We start from the raw sequence: 16,685 nt of genomic DNA on the forward strand, positions 1-16,685 counted from the left end.
GAACCGAAAGGCTCTGGAAATGGCTTACAAGACTGTTAATCCATACACCAATGAGACGATCGCTACCTTTCCTGATCTGAAAGACGGAGAACTTCAGACCCTTCTGGATCAGGCGGAGACCACTTACAAAAGCTGGGCTCAGACCTCCTTTGCAGGCCGGGCCAAAATTATTGCCCGGGCTGCGTCCCTGCTGCGTGAGCAGAAGGAGGATTATGCAAAACTCCTTACGCTTGAAATGGGAAAACTCAAGCGTGAGGCCGAAGCAGAAGTGGACCTTTCTGCCGATATTCTTGATTATTACGCCCAGAATTCAGAAAAATTCCTGGCTCCGCAAAAAGTGCCCGGCGGTGCAGAACGCGGTGATGACGCCATGGTGGTCAGCCAGCCCTTGGGCATTATTCTAGCCATTGAACCGTGGAACTTCCCTTACTATCAGCTTGCCCGCGTAGCCGGGCCGCATCTGATGGCCGGGAATGTTGTGGTGGTCAAACACGCCTCCATTGTTCCTCAGGCAGCGGCCGCATTTGAAAAACTGTTCCATGATGCCGGTGCTCCGGCAGGGCTTTACACCAACCTGTTTGCCACACGCGAGCAGCTTGAAGCCCTGATTGATGACCCACGCGTGCAGGGCATTGCCCTGACGGGTAGTGAAGGTGCGGGAGCCAAAGTTGCAGCTCAGGCAGGCAAGAACCTGAAAAAAACCACCATGGAACTTGGTGGCAGCGATGCCTTTATTGTGCTGGAAGATGCTGACCTTGAAAAATCGGTCAAGTGGGCGGTGTGGGGCCGTATGAATAATGGCGGCCAATGCTGTGTGGCTGCAAAACGCATTATTGTAGTTGATAAGATTGCTGATACGTTCTTCAAACGCTTTAGCGAAGAACTGGCCAAGCTTTCCCCTGGTGATCCGTCTGATGACGCCACAGGCGTGCCTCCCATGTCCTCCCAGAGTGCGGCGGACCAGTTGAACGAGCAGGTGGAAGACGCTGTTAAACACGGTGCGACCGCCCACAGGGTTGGTCCTGCTCCGCCAAACAAGGGTGCGTTTGTTCAGACCACCATCCTGACAGACATCACAAAAGATAATCCTGCATTTTATCAGGAATTTTTTGGTCCCGTTGCCCTGTTCTTCCGGGTGAAGGATGAAGACGAAGCCATTGCCCTGGCAAATGACAACCCATACGGATTGGGTGGTTCTGTCTTCACGCAAAATACGGAACGCGGGGTGGATGTTGCTAAACGCATCAGCACCGGCATGGTATATGTCAATCACCCCACATGGACCCGACCGGACCTGCCATTTGGGGGCATAAAACGCTCAGGCTATGGGCGGGAACTGGCCATGATGGGCATTGAAGAATTTGTAAACAAAAAGCTGATCAACGTCGTGCCAATTGATGCGCCAGCCTGATTGGCTGTAACAGGTTATTAACGCAAAGGCGGCAGGTTATCTGCCGCCTTTTGACATTCTTCAAATATTGAAAATATCGTTCTTGAAATCGTTTTTTCAGGAAGCTTTCTTAATGACATGCTCCACAAGCTGCACACCGTATTCTACCAGTTTTGCGGTCAACCTTTCACCATCTTCAGCCGAGCACAAATGAGGATTCCCTTTCCCGACACCGTGCGTTGCCGTGCTGTCCCCTTCCAGGGGAATGGAAACCGGGACCCCGTTCAGATCAACGGTTCCAAAATCAACAACTTTTAAACCCCACGCTGTTTTTTCTAAATCCAGCGTAATCAGACGTTCCGGTTTGATGCACTCTGGTAGCAAATGCATACCGATACTGGTCAAAGGGTTGGCGCCATGGCCACCAGACAAAGCCGCTTTTTCCTTGCCCATGATATGCGGCATTATTGTTGCAGCCACACGCCAGAGGTAAAAGCTGGGAATAATCACGCCACTTTTCCTCATAATGCTATGCGTCACATCATGAATCATGGTGCAATTTCCACCATGCCCGTTCAGAATAACAAGACGCGTCAAGCCATGGCGTAGCAGACTTTCAAGCATATCTGACAGGACAGCCTGAAGTGTGGTTTGAGAAAGAGCAATGCCACCGGGCATGTATCCAAAAAAATCTGCACCACCAAAGGGGAGAACCGGGGCAACATAAGTTTCATGCCCTGCCTGTGTCGCTTCCTGGGCAATACGTTCGGCTACCGCGTCCGCCAGAAGATAGTCACCCATGGGCATATGCGGGCCCTGATCTTCAAAACTGCCGAGCGGCAAAAGAATAACAGGGTTACGGACAACCGCTTCCCGCATTTCTGCCGCTGTCAGCCTGGCCATATGAACTGTCGCTTTGGTCATTTTCTCGTCTCCGTGCAGAACCGTCTCTCAGATACAATACAAGGCGCACCAGAGCCTGATGCGCCTTGTTCCCGAAAAACTGGTTCTTGAAAATCACATGATTTTATTTAGCACTCTTCTTACGGGTTCTGATCAGCCTTCACAACAGGCAGCAGAATGGCCGTTGAGGCATTTCCTCCATGGTGAATGCTCTGAGTGGCAACCGTATAATCCTCGGCTTTGGCATCAAAAATGTTTGGCACAAACTTCTGAGGGTTACGGTCATACAACGGGAACCAGGAAGACTGGATCTGCACCATAATACGGTGGCCCTTGGCAAACACATGGTTCACTGCTGGCAACGTGAAATGATAATGCTGCGTGGTATTGGGCTGTATGGCTTCCGGTTTTTCAAAACTGGCACGGTACCGGCCACGGAAAATGTCCATCGAAACAGGCAGTTCGTACCCACCCATTTTAGGATTATCCGGCGTAGCGGCTGGTTGAACATCTATCAACTTGACCACCCAATCTGAATCCGTGCCCGTTGTTGCCGCAAAAAGATCGGCTACCGGCACACCACTGACACGCACAGGCGCATCAAGTTCTTCTGTTTCATAAGTCAGCACATCAGGGCGGGATTCCGCTTCCCGCTGATCCTGCACCAGCCAGCTTTTCCAGCGCGGCCCCATGGAAAATGCAAATGGCCGAGCCAGAAAGGGAACAGGGTGTGCGGGGTCAGAGACATAGCTATCTGCATCATCCTTGTCCGGATGCGTAAAGCTCAGGCTATGCCCACTGGCCAGAAAAAGAGGTGTCAGTTTATTCGTGCATTCAGTTTCACAAACTGACGGCCAGGAACGATAATAATCCCATTTCTGGTCACCCGTGTTGTAAATGATGGCGTCAGGCAAATGCACGGATGCGCTGCCCGGCTTAAGATATTCATCAAAGAACGGACGGAACACATCTTTCCGATACTGGTGCGCGGTATCCCCCTCAAAGGACAGCGGGCCGAGTTCTGAACCATTGTAATTGACGCCACTATGCCGCCACGGCCCCATGACCAGCGTATTGGGGGCTTTGACATCTGCATCCTTCAAGGCCTGCCATGTATGAATGGCTCCCCACATATCTTCCTGATCCCACAACCCTTGCTCCCACAACATGGGCACGGTGGGTTTTTTCTGGGCCAGAAGTTTATCCAGCGCCTGCCCCTGCCAGAAGGCATCATAAGCCGGGTGGGCATGCATCCGCTGCCAGAACGGATACTGGTCCAGCCCCGCCTGTGTCGCAAAGTTTCCGGCAGAGCCTGCTTTCAGAAAATTGGTATAATCGTCAGCATCTTTACGCGGAATGGAATCCCCGCTTCCTCTGACGGTCATCTGCGAGGTGAAGTAATCAAACGTGCCCTGCCGGAAAGCACCGTAATGGAACCAGTCATCCCCCATCCAGCCGTCCACCATCGGGCTTTCAGGTGCCGCGACTTTCAGCGCGGGATGCGGGGCCAGCAACGCCATAACAACCGTAAACCCTTCGTAGGATGATCCGGTCATCCCCACACGGCCATTGCTTTCCGAAACATTATGCACCAGCCAGTCTATGGTGTCCCACGCATCCGTGGTTTCATCCGTTTTTGTGGGGTTCAGCGGGCCACGTGGCGGGCGGGTCATTACATAATCGCCCTCCGAGCCATATTTCCCGCGAATATCCTGAAATACGCGGATATAGCCGCCTTCTACAAAGACATCATCCCCTTGCGGCAACAGTTCCCCCATGGTCAGGGCATCTGGCGTACGGTTTGCCCGCTCTTTGGCGTTATAAGGCGTACGGGTCAGCAGAATGGGGGCATTCCGCACATTCTTGGGAATAACAATAACCGTATAAAGCTTCACGCCATCTCGCATTGGCACCATGGCAACACGCTTGATGTAATCGCGCTGCTGTTCGGCAACAGGGAAGGCAACCTTTGCTGGAATATCCGTGCCTGTCTGCACCGTAAGCGGATCAGATGGCGGCACAGAAGCTGGCGCCGGTGCTGCAAACGCTGTACCGGAGAGAAGTCCGGCCAGAAGGCCCGATGCCACAAGGCGTCCGCACCACGATGTGCGCTGTTCAGTTTTTCCAGATTTCAGGGGTAAGGAACACGATACCATGAGTCTGCACTTTGTTTTTGGGTCTATGCTTTTTCAAGCTGGTTCCCGAACGATGCGTCGATTTTCTTCGCACGTCCACCCTGTTTCAGGGGCAAAACCAAAAACGCATATGTGTTCCGGCTTACAGAGCCTCTAGGATGCCATCCATTATCGGAATTCTGCGGTATGCCATAAAAAAAACCGGCCACAATGACCGGTTTTTCAAGAGAGCATGTCTTTCTCTCAGGCGTTTTTCAGGCCGGAGACACCTCTGCAAATGCCCAGTCAAGCCAGGGCAGGAGCGCGCGCACATCACTGGCCTCCACCGTTGCGCCACCCCAGATCCGTAAGCCGGGCGGTGCATCGCGATAGCTGGCAATGTCAAACGCCACGCCTTCTTTTTCCAGTACTGCGGTCATTTTCTTGACCACCTTCATCTGTTCGGCACGTTCCAGCGCCAGAAACCACGGGGCCACAATCCGCAGACAGATGGAGGTTGAAGAGCGCTCGGCCGGATTTTCTGCCAGAAAGGAAACCCAGTCCGTTCTGGCTTCCCATGCTGCCACTTCCGCCAGATTGGCCCGGCTGCGCGCTTTCAGTCCTTCAAGCCCGCCAACAGAAGCTGCCCATTTCAGGCTATCTAGCGCATCTTCCACACACAGCATGGACGGTGTGTTGATGGTATCTCCCTTGAAGATCCCTTCAATCAGCGCGCCCTTGGCCATAAGGCGGAAAATCTTGGGCAGAGGCCGTGATGTCTGAAACTGCTCCAGCCGTTCCACAGCACGGGGTGAGAGGGCGAGCATCCCATGGGCTGCCTCACCGCCGAGCGCTTTCTGCCAGGACCACGTCACCACATCCAGCCTGTCCCACGGCAAATCCATGGCGAAAGCGGCAGATGTGGCATCACAGATCACAAGCCCGTCATGTTCCGCCGGAATCACATCAGCAGACGGCAGGCAGACACCTGACGTTGTGCCGTTCCAGGCCAGGACAACATCATGCGCCCAATTGACGTCAGACAGCGCAGGCAGCGCGCCATAATCCGCCTTGAGCACACGCGCATTCTCCAGCTTCAACTGGGAGACAATATCCTGCGCCCAAAGGGAAGAGAAACTCTCAAACGCCAGGACATCGACAGGGCGAGGCCCCAGCAGAGACCACAGCGCCATTTCCACAGCGCCCGTATCAGAAGCAGGAACAATACCGATCCGCCAGCCTTCTGGTACGCCCAGTATGGTGCGGGAGCGTTCTATCACATCCCCCAGCCGCGCACGGCCTTCTGCTGAGCGATGAGAACGGCCTGTCAGCGCGCCAGAAAGAGCAGATACGCTCCACCCCGGCCGCTTTGCACATGGCCCGGAGGAAAAGCACGGATTAGCGGGGCGCGTAGCCGGACGAGAGGAAACTACGGAATCTAAAACGGTCATCGCCCTGTCCGGTCTTGGGAAGTGAGACAAGCTCTGGTGCGAGAGAGGGGACTCGAACCCCTATGCCTTGCGGCGGTCGATTTTGAGCCGACTACGTCTACCGTTCCGTCACTCTCGCGGCTGGGTCTTTCCTATCAGCAAAACGCTGCGTCGAAAAGTCTGCTTCACGCAATTAAAGCGCTCACAGCGCAGCCCAAACTCCTACGGCTGCATCAGCGGCAGACGCGGGGTGTGCCATCTGCGGCAATATAAGTGCCGGTTTGTGGATTGAAGCACGCATTCTGCACGCAACTGTTTCCGGACCCGAGCGGCTGCGGGTAATTCTGCGTTGCCGCGGCAATGGCCTCCCGCGCGGCCACGCCACACAAGGGCGTATTGGCCGGAGCGGAGGGATCATTCGTCAGTTTGCTTTCATCCGGGTGGGGGGCATCTGACACCATACCCGGCGCAAAACTCTGCGATGGTATGCGGGAGGCGGTATGCTGCGGCTGGGCCGCACACCCTGCCAGCAAAGCCAGAACCAGACAGCCCGTGGCACGGGTCATAAAACGGATGGACATGCGCTCTTCTCTTACACTCAGGTCGGGCCTTGCAGCCCCGTTTCTCTTTGTGCCGTGATACTCTTAAACCGCCTCAAACTCCAAGGCCCGCACGTGGCCTTACAGGTCAAGAAGCCCCTGTGCGCGTTCACCGCCTTTCCTGCGGCCAATCACGGCATCCTGGCTTCCATCCCCAAAAGTAAGTGTCACCTGCTCCCCTGTTTTCAGGGCCCGAGCCGATGTAACAGGCTGGCCCTCCGCCGTAACCAGCGCATAGCCTCGCGCCAGAACCGCCTTGGGGGAGACTGCTTCCAACTGCCCTCCTGAGCCTGCCAGAGCCACCCGCCGCTCCCGCACCAGTGCGGCAAGCGGCGCAGGGGAAAGCCTTACCCGCCCCAGCCGCGCTTCCTTACCCTGCAGACCGTGCCGCAACCCATTGAGAAGACCATTTCCCAACAGGGCCAATTGGGTCCGCCGGGCAGACAGCAATGTCTCTACCGAAGGCATATGTCGCTCAATCGCTACAAGCGCAGCCCGCTGTTTTTGCACAAACCCCGGCAACGCGACATCCAGCCTGCGCCCCCGATCATCCAACTGCATGCGGGCTGTTTGCAGCAGGGCTGGGAGGTCGGGCAGCGCTGCCGCCGCACGGTCCAACCGCAACCGCGCCGTCTGCATTTGCCGAGAGAGGGCCCCCAACGCGCGCGCGCCACGGTGTTCAAGGTCTGCCAGCAGTTCGGTACGAACGGGCACGGCCATTTCGGCAGCGGCGGTGGGGGTGGGGGCCCGCCGGTCCGCTGCAAAATCAATCAGGGTGGTGTCCGTCTCATGCCCCACGGCGGAGATAAGCGGAATGGTGCAGGCCGCTGCCGCGCGCACCACGCCTTCATCATTAAAGGCCATCAGGTCTTCCAGCGAGCCACCGCCACGCGCCACAATCAACACATCCGGGCGCGGCACCGGGCCTGTGCCATCCAACTGAGAAAAACCGTTTATGGCGGCTGTCACCTGCGCAGCGGCACCTTCACCCTGCACAGCCACAGGCCACACCAGCAACTGGCGCGGAAAACGACGGGCCAATGTGGTCCGGATATCATGCAGCACCGCGCCCTGCGCGGAGGTCACAACCCCGATCACCTGCGGCAGAAGCGGAAAACGACGTTTGCGCTCAGCATCAAACAGCCCTTCTTCCGCCAGTTTCAGGCGCAGGCGTTCAATACGGGCCAGCAACGCGCCTTCACCCGCATATTCCATGCGTTCCACAACAAGCTGGTAGCTTGAGCGTTCGCCATAGGCGGAAATCTTGCCGGTTGCGATAATTTCCAGCCCGTTTTCCGGCACCAGCCCAAGGCGGGAGACAGACCCTCGCCAGACCACACCCGCAATCTTGCCGCGTTCATCCTTGAGAGAGAAATAGACATGGCCGGAGGGATAACGTTTGAACTCCGTTATCTCCCCACGCACCCGCACGCGGCCGAATGTGCCCTCAAGCGTGCGCCTGATGGCCCCCGAAATTTCTGAAACGGTATATTCCGGCACATTCCCTGCGGGTGTGCCTGCTGCAAAGCCTTCGTCCATAAGCGCAATCTATGCTACAGACGCTCGCCCTGAAAGAGCAGACCTTACATGCGGGAGAAAACAATGCGGGTATTACTGATTGGATCAGGCGGACGGGAACATGCACTGGCCGCAACACTTGCCCGCTCACCGCACCTGACAGCCCTGTTCATTGCGCCCGGCAACCCCGGCACAGCCAAACATGGCGTGAATGTTGCCATTGGGGCAGAAAACGTGCCAGCGCTGATCACCTTTGCCAAGGAACAGGCCATTGACCTGATTGTGCCCGGCCCAGAAGCCCCGCTTGTAGCCGGTCTGGCAGATGCCTGCGCCAAGGCCGAAATCGCCTGCGCCGGTCCCACCCGCGCCGCCGCCCGGCTGGAAGGCAGCAAAAGCTTCACCAAGGAAATCTGCTACGCTGCGGGTATTCCCACCGCACAGGGCGAACGCTTTACCAGCGTGGATGCCGCACTGACCTACATACAGGAACGCGGTGCCCCCATCGTTGTCAAAGCGGATGGTCTGGCAGCAGGCAAGGGCGTTGTTGTGGCCCAGACACTTGCCGAAGCGGAAGACGCCGTGCACGACATGATGACACAGGGCAGCATGGGCGATGCCGGACGCAGCGTGGTGATTGAAGACTGCCTGGTGGGAGAAGAAGTCTCGCTGTTCGCGTTCTGCTCGGGAGAAACCGCAACACTCATTGGCGCGGCGCAGGACCATAAGCGTATTGGCGATGGAGATACCGGCCCCAATACGGGCGGCATGGGGGCCGTTTCCCCTCCGCGCGGGTTTGACCGGGCGGCACAGGAACAGGCGCTGGATGTCATGGTTCGCCCCATGCTGAAGGAAATGGTACGCCGTGGCACCCCCTTCCGGGGCGTGATTTTTGCCGGGCTGATGCTGACAGATGCAGGCCCGCAACTGATCGAATATAACGTGCGTTTTGGAGACCCCGAAGCTCAGGCCCTGTTGCTCCGCCTGACCTCCGATCTTCTGCCTGCCCTGAAAGCTCTGGCCGATGGCCAGCTTGATGCCACGCCCATCACTTTTTCCGATCAGGCGTCCATCAGCGTTGTAATGGCAGCGCAAGGCTATCCCGGCAAAGCCCTTACCGGGGTCGTTATCTCCGGCATCGCGGATGCCAATGCCCTGAAAGATGTAACGGTTTTTCAGGCTGGCACAGCAAAAAATGCGGCAGGAGAACTGGTTGTTGCCGGTGGGCGCGTTTTGTCAGTCTGTGCTGTCGGCAACACGGTGCAGGAAGCACGAGACAAAGCCTATGCAGGAGTCAAAGCCATTTCATGGGACGGCGCACAATGGCGCACAGATATTGGCGCTCGCGCACTCTGACCCCTTTTGACCGGCGCACAAAAACTGCGCCGGGTTTTACAAAACTGACCCAGTTGCTCCCAGACCGAGACAACTGGTGTCTGCATACATGAGGCTGAATCCGTCTGTCTGATCAGAGGTCATACTTGAGCCGCTTTACCGGCAAGCAATCATGAACAACGGTTCAGAAGAGACAACAGACCAATAACGATGACAGGACGCGTCCTCCTCTTTGTTGAAAAGAGATGAGGCCGCATACACAAAAGAAGTCCCGATCATCATGACACCGGGCACGATGCCGTCGTAACCATACGATCTAAAAAACCTGCCCGGCACAGGCTTCTTTGCATGCGCATCAAAACACGATTTCGATCTGCCCGGAATCTACGCCGGTGCTTCAGCCGTCTAGGCGTTTAGACAGCACCAGCGCATCCGATCCGTCAGGATAATAAGACCGGCGTAGCCCTGCTTTTGCAAAACCCGCATTTTCGTACAATATTTTTGCGCCTGCATTCAGAACCGAGACTTCCAGAAACATCTGCTCAACCTGATCTGTCTGCGCTGTCAGCAAAGCCCACGCCAGCAAGGCCTGTGCAACGCCCTGCCGCCGGAAGAAAGGCACCACGCACAGGGTCAGAATTTCAGCTTCTCCCGCAACAGACCGGATCATGATGAAGCCAGCAGGTGTGCCATCCTTCACCCCGACTGCCGCAGCCACGCCGGGCGAAGACAGCAGGCTCTGCATGGCATCTTCATCCCACTGATCAGCCGGAGGAAAACTGGCGGCATGCAGGGCCGCCAAAAGCCCGCCATGGGGTGCTGAAACCGGCAGGATCTCCAAAGAGGTTCCGTTGGCCGCGCTCCCGCCGACGCCAGGCATCAGACCGGAGCCGAGCGTAAACCCGCAGCAGGCAATTTGGCCTCCGGAGGGTCCACATAGAGGGGTAACGCCTCCCGAGGGCCGAGTTCCCCTTTCTGACGAGCCAACGCGGCAGCGGCAATCTGCTCTGCTGTGGGAGTTGCACTCTCGGACAGCACCGTACCTGCTGGCATAGGGAGGGACGTCGCTGCATCACCAGCCACCAGCCAGCGGCCTTCAGGCGGTTGCCAGTCCACCAACGCCACGGCCTGCACGCCTGCCACAGTTTCCACAAACACGCGGCCTTTACGCGCAGCCGTTACCAGCAGCCAGCCTTGCAAGCCGTCAGCCTTCTTTACTTCCGTATCAAGAACAGACCGGAGGGCTTCGCCCCGCGTAACGCCGACAACGGGCACGCCAAGACCCAACGCATATCCCGCCGCTGTGGCACAGGAAGCCCGCAACCCCGTAAAAGACCCAGGACCAACCACGACCGCTACCAGTTGTGGCTGCAAGGGTGCTCCTGCCTGCCAGCCTGCCTGTGCAAGAGCCTGCCCAGCCAGCAGCCCGATACCTTCCGCAGCCTGTTTGCCTGCCGCTTTCTGCTGGGCAATCAGGGCATACGCGCCCTCACTCCCTACCGAGACACACGCTGCCAGACCGCATGCAGCATCGCCCGCCGCACTGCCATCCAGAACCAGAATACGTGAAATCGTGCTCACAGCAGACGACAGGCTTCTTCAAACGCCAGACGCGGCGCGCGGGGAGGTAGGTTTTCCGTGTCCCCATAGCCAAGACACAACAGGAAGTTAGCGCGCCATCCGGTATCCGCCAGAAAGGCGTCCTCGACCAAAGAGGCATCAAAACCAGAAACCGGCAGTACATCCAGCCCCAGCGCACGAGCCGCCATAATCATGTAGCCACCTTGCAAGGTGCCATTCCGGAAGGCTGTTTCTTCCGCCAGACCCACATCCGCAGCAAACCAGGAGCGCAGTTCCTCACTGGGGCAAAGGCGGGGAAGTTGATCAAAAAACAGGGGATCATGCGCCACAATGGTAATAACGGGCGCACCCATGACGCGATTGACATTCCCGGAGGAAAGCGCGGGCCGCAGCTTTTCCCGTCCGTCAGACCCGGTAATAAACACAAAACGGGCCGGGCTACAGTTGCCGGATGTTGGCCCCAGACTCACCAGATCATAAAGGCGGCGCAGAACATCCGTCTCGACCGGCCGGGCCATCCACCGCCGAGGCGTACGCGCCTTTTGGAAAAGAATATCCAGCCCGCTTTCATCCAGCATCTCTGTTCCGTCTCCACATCCCTACCGATGCAGGGGTTTCAGTTTCTGCTCTCTTTTAGGTCAGAGGCGTGCAGACGGAAAGATGGAAGCGCTTTTCAGCCCTCCACCTGCTCTACGCCGACAACTTCCGGCACATAATGGCGCAGCATGTTTTCCACGCCGTGCTTCAATGTTGCACGGGAAGACGGACACCCGGAACAGGCCCCCTGCATGGTCAGACGCACCACGCCATCCCGGTATCCACGGAAGACAATATCACCACCATCTCCCGCCACAGCCGGACGCACGCGCGTATCCAGCAGTTCCTTGATCTGTTCGACAATTTCCTTGTCTTCCGGGGCAATGGGTTCTTCCGTAATGCCCACGCCTTCCGCCGCAACCGGGAAACCGGCTACAAAATGGTCTACCAGTGCTGCCAGCACCTTGGCGCGCACATCAGACCAGTCCTCACTATCGGCCTTGGTGATGGACACAAAATCATTGCCCAGAAACACACGGGAGACGCCGGGGATAGCGAACAATGCATCCGCCAGAGGGGAGCGCCCGGCCACAGAGTCGGCATCAATGAAATCAATGGTGCCTGCATCGCCCATCACGGGGCGGCCTGGAAGAAATTTGAGCGTAGCGGGATTAGGAGTGTCTTCAGTTTCAATAAACATGGGAAGGGGTCCTGATTTCTCTGCTGAGTCCGTTTCTTCTCATCAGTTGGCACCAGAATGGGGACAGGACAAGTCCTGTATAAAAGAAAAAACCGTGTTCTGGCGTACCGTGTCACACTGCGGGGCCTTCACATGCCCCAAAAGCACCAGAAGAGGCTTCGCTAAAGAGTGGATGCTGCCATGCATCCTCTCCAAAGGCTCACGCCTCAGGCACCGGACTTTTTGTAGCACGGGAGGAAGCGTAGTCCCGTTCGGCCTGAATTTCCATCAGTTTGCGCCGCAGTGCGGGGTCATGCGCATAAATATATAGCCCATGCACGGCACGCGTCATAAGCACATTCATGGCATTGAGCATGATCCGTTCCTTCACGCTCTCCGGATCAGTCAGACCGTCCCGCCCCGCAAAAGCGGCCCCATCTTCATACTTGCTGGTGTCAATACGGATGCCATCTGTCGAGGCATCATACAGAACGGACGGCCCCAGAATCAGCCCGACATAGTTCAGGTCAAACCCCTGAACGGTATAGACTGATCCCACTTCTTCTATGGTGTCCGGCCGTTCGGCCCAAGGAAGTTTTTCATCGGGCTTGGACCGATCCCATCGGAGGTGAAACCGGCCTTCATGAATGAAATGGTCATGCCCATCCAGCTTGTAGGAGTAATCATATGTCGCCAACATGCGTGAAAGGCCATGTTCTGCGTTTTTGCGACACAGAAGATCATACAGACTTTGTGCATCATCAAAAAACCTGAGGTCAAACGTCTGCTTTGCGGGCATCGGCCGAATAATCTTTTGGCAGAAGGCGCTTATCCATTCCTGCACATCCGCATTTGCCTGAACCCTGAACTGCTGCGTTAAAAAATATGTCTGCACAGGGTAGGGGCCAACAAGTTTTTTCAGAAGGTCACGGTTCCAGCAGCTCTTGAATTTCAGAACCTGTTTTTCATCAAAAACAACAACCGTAATACGGGAAAGCCGGATCAGCTCTTCCAGATGATTGTTCTGTTCAAAGTGATTATATTTGTCGCTCCGGGTCAACAGAAGATGGGCTTCATCAATAAACAGGATATCCGCCCTCTTTCCGGCCTTTTGCATCCTGTTGATGAAGGTTGTTGGGCGTTCAAAATCCTTTTTCTTCAGATACGGAAACTGTTCTGATATGTTCTTGTACAACTTCATCATTTCAGGATGATTGACAACAAGATAATTCTGCATTCCGTAAAAGGGGCTATTTTTTTCCTTCTGCCGGGACAGAGATTGTATTTCATTAAAAATAGAATTCAGAACAATGCTTTTTCCTGTTCCGGCATCTCCCTCTATCAGGAAGACAGCATGCTCATCCTGCCGATGCGCCAGGCAGAACGTCCGAATAGCCTGCTTCAGATCATTCTGCTGGGAAGAGAGCACCTTGGTGGGCGAGAGCTTATCTATCGCATCATTTTCCGCGCTATGAAGACTCTGTTCCATGCAGTGCTCTCTCTTCTCCGGTTATGGAAGGGATACGGACATAAAAAAGACCTATATCCCCTAGCATTTTACTCCTTATGGTCCGCTGCAGAAGGCTGCCCGCCCACAGGAGCAAGGATAGCCGCTAGACCATCCATTTTTCCGTCCAGATGCGGGTAACGCAAACCACCATGATAGGTGATGGAAACGGTATGGAAGCTATCCCCATCCCGCAAAAGCAAGCTGATAGGCGCACCATCCTTGCTTTTTGCTGCTGTAATGACATCCTTCAGATCATCAGCATCATAGGCTTGCCCGTTTACAGCAACAAGTTCCTGATCCCGCGTAACCCCTGCCTGCCATGCAGGGCTGCCCCACAGAACCTCTGCCAACACGCCTTTTTTGCCAACACTAAAACCAAGCGAGAACAGGAAATCCGTTACATGCCGCAGTGTGGAATAGGATGTGATGTAGTCAGACGGCTTTTCCGTAAAGACAAGGCGCGTGCCCGTGCGCATAAAACCGTCCAACGGTGCGTGATCCCGAATATCATACACGCGCTGGTGCAGGAATGTTGCCCAGTCATAGGGTTGTACGGCATTGAGAGCCTGCACAACATCATCAAACTGATAGGTGCTGGTGACAAAACTGCCATTATGAGTACCAAAGAACGTACTCGCAAAATCATTCAGGGATTTTTTGTTATCTGACAGTTTGCGAATAAGCGTATCTACATCCAGCCAGATCAATTGGCCTTCAGAATAATAATCTTCGCTTCGTGACCAGCTTCTCCAAGATTGCGGTGCACGCTGTGAAATAATTGGATCATTGGTTGTATCAATCAGCGGACGCCACGTGCGGCCCTGTCTGCCATCATAGACCGCAGCGACCTCGGCGAGGGCATCTTCCACTTGCGGTGCTGTCATCAACCCTGCACGCGCGGCCAGTACATATCCCCAATACTGTGTCTGCCCTTCATAGACCCACAGGCCACTTCCCCGCTGGGGCGTGTTGAAATTGGCCGCCCACAAATCTGCCGGACGGCGATATTTTCCGTTCCAGGAATGAGTAAATTCATGCGCCAGCAGGTCCCGTGCGGCAAATGTTTTGTCCCAATGGGTAAAATACCCACGGGGGCCGCTATTTTCACTGGACTGATGATGCTCCAGACCAATGCCACCCAGCTTGTCCGTCAGCGCCAGAAGAAAATCATAGTGGTCATAGTGATGTGACCCAAACAGCAGGTTGGCCTGATGGACCAGTTCCCGATGCGCCTTGATCTGCTCATCCGTTGCCGCCAGATCTTCCGGACGATCCGCCATGACATTCAATGTCACAGGCACCTTGTCATCCTGTGTCAGATCAAATTTCCGGAAATATTTTCCGGAAAAAATGGGAGAATCTTCCAGAACATTAAAGGAAACGGGTTTGAACGTAATCGTATTTCCACTTTGTGCGCCATCAGCCCGCAGGGCTGTGCCATAAGACCAGCCCGCAGGAAACACAACCTGCGGTTTGAACTGGATCTGGCGTGTGAAATACCCTGCCGGATACAAGGAGACAGCCGACCACTGCACATTCACCATGACGTCTGTCATCACCACACGGCCTTCCTTGGGAGAGACCGGGGTTAGCAACTGATAGGATACTTCAAGCTGATGCGTTCCTTTGGGCACCTGAACATGGAACGCGCTGACACTAACTGTATCCCGCACCCACGGAATCTGTTTCCCCCCAGCCTGTATTTTCAATCCGCCAAGCTGATCAATCGTGCCTGTAGGGGAATGATTACCCGGCAACCACATGGGATACAGGAGCGTGAAGTTTCCCCCTTTTTCCACAACATTCGCAGGAAGCGGAATGGTTTCCTGCATGCTCAGGATGTGACGTGGTAGGTCTGTTGCGTTCACCTTCAGGCTAATGGTGCCGCCATAAGGCACATCCTGCGGCGTCGGCACAGAGGGAGGCAGGGGAAGAGGTTCTGGTTGCGACTGAGCTGAAGCATCAGCCGCATAGGCTTTTGATAGACCATGCGGCGCCACTGCGGCCATGATCAGCATTCCCGCACAGACACGCATGGCGGATGAGAGAAAGTGAGTTCGTAAAGACATGTTCAAATGTGTCTCCCTATGATGCGATCCCATTCTGGCAAGGTCATGAGCAATGGCTTCATGAACCAATGGTCCGCATGTTCAACGTAAGAGTGTTGAAGCACTCAGCAGGTTGTCTGTCGAGATATCTCGGAGGCAAAACGAAGGGCCTATTTCAAGAAAATGTGCATTGGCAGGCCGCCCTGAAGCGGTACCTTACCGGATTGCCCACGTTTCACTCAGATATGTCGTTACGGGTTTGTCTTGGGTCCCTCATTTTCAGGAAATTCTGGTCATGCCAACAAACGTGCTCCCAACACTTTTTCCGCTCTCTGTTCCCACGCTTCCGGTACAGGGAGAAAACAGCCGTTTTCCTGTGCGCCGCATTTGGTGTGTTGGGCAAAACTATGCCGAACACAGCCGCGAGATGGGCGGCAACCCTGACCGGGACCCACCTTTTTTCTTCTCCAAACCCGCTGATGCCGTCACCCAGGCCTCGGTTCTGCCGTTCCCACCCAAAACCGATAACCTGCACCCCGAAGTGGAGCTTGTTGTCGCCATTGCTGCCGGGGGCGCTAATATTTCTTCCGAAACAGCGCTCAAGCATGTTTACGGATACGCAGTAGGCCTGGATATGACCCGGCGAGATCTTCAGGCTGTTGCAAAAAAAGCGGGAAGACCATGGAGCCTTGCAAAAGGGTTTGATGCATCCTGTCCAATTTCCGCCATCAAACCAGCCTCCCAGATACCATCTCTCGCACACAGCAAAATCACGCTGACAGTTAACGGCGAGGTCAGGCAGTCAGGGAACATTGACGATATGATCTGGTCTATTCCAGAAATAATTTCCATACTCTCACAATCTGTCCGGCTTGAAGCAGGAGATCTGATCATGACAGGAACGCCGGCAGGCGTAAGCCGCATTATGAAAGGAGATGTGCTTAAGGCCGCATGTGAAAATGTCGGCACTTTTGGTTTAACTTACGTCTGATTTTCAAATATCTTTTAAAAAGGCAGGAAAATTCCTAAAGTGGGACTCTACCA

14 protein-coding genes and 1 tRNA gene are annotated in these 16,685 nt (G+C 55.3%); 3 read left to right on the plus strand and 12 right to left on the minus strand.

Annotated features, from left to right (window positions below; translation table 11 throughout):
• Positions 1 to 19 precede the first annotated feature (19 nt).
• The gene (locus tag ASN_RS06940; RefSeq protein WP_058987711.1) at positions 20 to 1,411 is read left to right on the plus strand and encodes an NAD-dependent succinate-semialdehyde dehydrogenase; all 1,392 of its coding nucleotides are present in this window, start codon (positions 20 to 22) and stop codon (positions 1,409 to 1,411) included.
• A gap of 96 nt (positions 1,412 to 1,507) precedes the next feature.
• Here the strand turns inward: ASN_RS06940 and ASN_RS06945 are convergent, their stop codons facing one another.
• The 6 genes from ASN_RS06945 to xseA all read right to left on the minus strand — a co-directional run bounded on the left by ASN_RS06945 (position 1,508) and on the right by xseA (position 7,975).
• The gene (locus ASN_RS06945; protein ID WP_058987712.1) at positions 1,508 to 2,314 is read right to left on the minus strand and encodes a creatininase family protein; all 807 of its coding nucleotides are present in this window, start codon (positions 2,312 to 2,314) and stop codon (positions 1,508 to 1,510) included.
• Positions 2,315 to 2,433: 119 nt separating this feature from the next.
• Positions 2,434 to 4,449 (minus strand): CocE/NonD family hydrolase, encoded by a 2,016-nt coding sequence (locus tag ASN_RS06950; protein ID WP_231948416.1) that lies wholly within the window; start codon positions 4,447 to 4,449, stop codon positions 2,434 to 2,436.
• Between the two features lie 233 nt (positions 4,450 to 4,682).
• Positions 4,683 to 5,858 carry a phosphoserine transaminase gene (locus tag ASN_RS06955; protein WP_058987713.1) on the minus strand — a complete coding sequence of 392 codons (1,176 nt, stop codon included), beginning with the start codon at positions 5,856 to 5,858 and terminating at the stop codon, positions 4,683 to 4,685.
• Positions 5,859 to 5,892: 34 nt separating this feature from the next.
• Positions 5,893 to 5,976, minus strand: a tRNA-Leu gene (locus ASN_RS06960).
• Between the two features lie 94 nt (positions 5,977 to 6,070).
• Positions 6,071 to 6,418 (minus strand): hypothetical protein, encoded by a 348-nt coding sequence (locus tag ASN_RS06965; RefSeq protein WP_035378931.1) that lies wholly within the window; start codon positions 6,416 to 6,418, stop codon positions 6,071 to 6,073.
• A 99-nt stretch (positions 6,419 to 6,517) separates the two neighbouring features.
• A complete protein-coding gene (gene xseA / locus ASN_RS06970) occupies positions 6,518 to 7,975 on the minus strand; it encodes an exodeoxyribonuclease VII large subunit (protein ID WP_058987714.1) in 1,458 nt (485 codons plus the stop codon).
• A 48-nt stretch (positions 7,976 to 8,023) separates the two neighbouring features.
• Between xseA and purD the strand changes: the two genes are divergently transcribed.
• Positions 8,024 to 9,307, plus strand: a complete 1,284-nt coding sequence (purD, locus tag ASN_RS06975; RefSeq protein WP_197603342.1) for a phosphoribosylamine--glycine ligase — start codon at positions 8,024 to 8,026, stop codon at positions 9,305 to 9,307.
• A gap of 376 nt (positions 9,308 to 9,683) precedes the next feature.
• Here purD and ASN_RS06980 read toward each other — a convergent pair whose 3' ends face one another.
• The 6 genes from ASN_RS06980 to ASN_RS07005 all read right to left on the minus strand — a co-directional run bounded on the left by ASN_RS06980 (position 9,684) and on the right by ASN_RS07005 (position 15,662).
• Positions 9,684 to 10,166 carry a GNAT family N-acetyltransferase gene (locus tag ASN_RS06980; protein WP_231948418.1) on the minus strand — a complete coding sequence of 161 codons (483 nt, stop codon included), beginning with the start codon at positions 10,164 to 10,166 and terminating at the stop codon, positions 9,684 to 9,686.
• Positions 10,166 to 10,867, minus strand: coding sequence for a tRNA (adenosine(37)-N6)-threonylcarbamoyltransferase complex dimerization subunit type 1 TsaB (gene tsaB / locus ASN_RS06985; protein WP_082666609.1), 702 nt, complete (start codon positions 10,865 to 10,867; stop codon positions 10,166 to 10,168). Before tsaB ends, ASN_RS06980 begins: the two co-directional genes overlap by 1 nt.
• Positions 10,864 to 11,445 (minus strand): malonic semialdehyde reductase, encoded by a 582-nt coding sequence (locus ASN_RS06990; protein ID WP_006557835.1) that lies wholly within the window; start codon positions 11,443 to 11,445, stop codon positions 10,864 to 10,866. The genes tsaB and ASN_RS06990 overlap by 4 nt, the downstream gene beginning before the upstream one ends.
• Positions 11,446 to 11,540: 95 nt before the next feature.
• The gene (locus ASN_RS06995) at positions 11,541 to 12,104 is read right to left on the minus strand and encodes a NifU family protein (RefSeq protein ID WP_058987715.1); all 564 of its coding nucleotides are present in this window, start codon (positions 12,102 to 12,104) and stop codon (positions 11,541 to 11,543) included.
• A gap of 199 nt (positions 12,105 to 12,303) precedes the next feature.
• A complete protein-coding gene (locus ASN_RS07000) occupies positions 12,304 to 13,572 on the minus strand; it encodes a DUF2075 domain-containing protein (protein WP_058987716.1) in 1,269 nt (422 codons plus the stop codon).
• A gap of 68 nt (positions 13,573 to 13,640) precedes the next feature.
• The gene (locus ASN_RS07005; RefSeq protein ID WP_407922295.1) at positions 13,641 to 15,662 is read right to left on the minus strand and encodes a M61 family metallopeptidase; all 2,022 of its coding nucleotides are present in this window, start codon (positions 15,660 to 15,662) and stop codon (positions 13,641 to 13,643) included.
• A 274-nt stretch (positions 15,663 to 15,936) separates the two neighbouring features.
• On the opposite strand from ASN_RS07005, the gene ASN_RS07010 reads away from it, so the two are divergent.
• A complete protein-coding gene (locus ASN_RS07010) occupies positions 15,937 to 16,632 on the plus strand; it encodes a fumarylacetoacetate hydrolase family protein (RefSeq protein ID WP_058987718.1) in 696 nt (231 codons plus the stop codon).
• Positions 16,633 to 16,685: the final 53 nt, after the last annotated feature.

The organism is Acetobacter senegalensis (genome assembly GCF_001499615.1).
In the GTDB taxonomy this organism is placed as follows: Bacteria; Pseudomonadota; Alphaproteobacteria; order Acetobacterales; family Acetobacteraceae; genus Acetobacter; species Acetobacter senegalensis.

Bases quoted from the DNA above. Each gene is read 5' to 3' on its own strand.
- ASN_RS06940 (WP_058987711.1), top strand. From the start codon at position 20: ATGGCTTACAAGACTGTTAATCCATACACCAATGAGACGATCGCTACC.
- ASN_RS06945 (WP_058987712.1), bottom strand. From the start codon at position 2,314: ATGACCAAAGCGACAGTTCATATGGCCAGGCTGACAGCGGCAGAAATG.
- ASN_RS06950 (WP_231948416.1), bottom strand. From the start codon at position 4,449: ATGGTATCGTGTTCCTTACCCCTGAAATCTGGAAAAACTGAACAGCGC.
- ASN_RS06955 (WP_058987713.1), bottom strand. From the start codon at position 5,858: ATGACCGTTTTAGATTCCGTAGTTTCCTCTCGTCCGGCTACGCGCCCC.
- ASN_RS06965 (WP_035378931.1), bottom strand. From the start codon at position 6,418: ATGTCCATCCGTTTTATGACCCGTGCCACGGGCTGTCTGGTTCTGGCT.
- xseA (WP_058987714.1), bottom strand. From the start codon at position 7,975: ATGGACGAAGGCTTTGCAGCAGGCACACCCGCAGGGAATGTGCCGGAA.
- purD (WP_197603342.1), top strand. From the start codon at position 8,024: ATGCGGGAGAAAACAATGCGGGTATTACTGATTGGATCAGGCGGACGG.
- ASN_RS06980 (WP_231948418.1), bottom strand. From the start codon at position 10,166: ATGCCTGGCGTCGGCGGGAGCGCGGCCAACGGAACCTCTTTGGAGATC.
- ASN_RS06990 (WP_006557835.1), bottom strand. From the start codon at position 11,445: ATGCTGGATGAAAGCGGGCTGGATATTCTTTTCCAAAAGGCGCGTACG.
- ASN_RS06995 (WP_058987715.1), bottom strand. From the start codon at position 12,104: ATGTTTATTGAAACTGAAGACACTCCTAATCCCGCTACGCTCAAATTT.
- ASN_RS07000 (WP_058987716.1), bottom strand. From the start codon at position 13,572: ATGGAACAGAGTCTTCATAGCGCGGAAAATGATGCGATAGATAAGCTC.
- ASN_RS07005 (WP_407922295.1), bottom strand. From the start codon at position 15,662: ATGTCTTTACGAACTCACTTTCTCTCATCCGCCATGCGTGTCTGTGCG.
- ASN_RS07010 (WP_058987718.1), top strand. From the start codon at position 15,937: ATGCCAACAAACGTGCTCCCAACACTTTTTCCGCTCTCTGTTCCCACG.